The sequence below is a fragment of the Pseudoalteromonas sp. BSi20439 genome (assembly GCF_000241165.1).
Lineage (GTDB): Bacteria > Pseudomonadota > Gammaproteobacteria > Enterobacterales > Alteromonadaceae > Pseudoalteromonas.
Genome location: NZ_BADW01000218.1, coordinates 1 through 361 on the forward strand (window position 1 = coordinate 1; position 361 = coordinate 361).

At 40.4% G+C, this 361-nt stretch carries 1 protein-coding gene; it reads right to left on the reverse strand.

Annotated features, from left to right (window positions below):
* Positions 1–361: tyrosine-type recombinase/integrase (locus P20439_RS18005; RefSeq protein ID WP_242376100.1), on the reverse strand; the 361-nt coding region annotated here is incomplete at both ends.

The following is a 361-nucleotide window of genomic DNA, read 5'->3' on the forward strand; positions in this document are numbered from 1 at the left end:
ATGTTTTCGCAATGGCTTCCTGAAGGTTGATGCTGACATAGGTTTATCCATTAATAACCGTGAATAGAACATCCAACCTGTTGGGTGATACATTTTCCAATAACAACGTAATTGAGCCAGCACGCTATCTGATACAACCACATATCGTGATTTATCCCCTTTACCTTGTTCAATTAAAATAGTTTTACGCTGTCCATCGATATCTTGCACTTTAATGCGTAGCAGTTCATTAATACGTAAGCCACACCCATAGCACACCATAATCAATGTTTTTAAGCGCATATCGGTGCAACTTTCTATAAGCCGTCGCATGTCATCGCGCGATAAATACGTGGGTGCGCGAAGTTTTACTTTTGGCAGT